Here is a 444-nt window from a genome sequence, read left to right as displayed (position 1 = left end):
TCGAACGACTACCGGGGTATCTAATCCTGTTTGCTCCCCACGCTTTCGAGCCTCAGCGTCAGTCATCGTCCAGCAAGCCGCCTTCGCCACTGGTGTTCCTCCTAATATCTACGCATTTCACCGCTACACTAGGAATTCCACTTGCCTCTCCGACACTCCAGTTAAACAGTTTCCAATGCAGTCCCAGGGTTGAGCCCCGGCCTTTCACATCAGACTTGCCTTACCGCCTACGCTCCCTTTACACCCAGTAAATCCGGATAACGCTTGCTCCATACGTATTACCGCGGCTGCTGGCACGTATTTAGCCGGAGCTTCTTAGTCAGGTACCGTCATTTTCTTCCCTGCTGATAGAGCTTTACATACCGAGATACTTCTTCGCTCACGGGGGGCTGCATCAGGGTTTCCCCCATTGTGCAATATTCCCCACTGCAGCCCCCCGTAGGT

1 rRNA gene is annotated in these 444 nt (G+C 53.6%); it reads right to left on the bottom strand.

Going from position 1 to position 444, the window contains the following annotated elements:
* Nucleotides 1–444 (bottom strand): 16S ribosomal RNA (locus GTQ34_RS16760); the annotation flags it as partial.

Source organism: Flagellimonas ochracea, from assembly GCF_009903685.1.
GTDB classification, from domain to species: Bacteria; Bacteroidota; Bacteroidia; order Flavobacteriales; family Flavobacteriaceae; genus Flagellimonas; species Flagellimonas ochracea.
The sequence above is the reverse complement of the archived record's forward strand: the minus strand, read 5'-3'. Positions and strand labels throughout refer to the sequence as shown.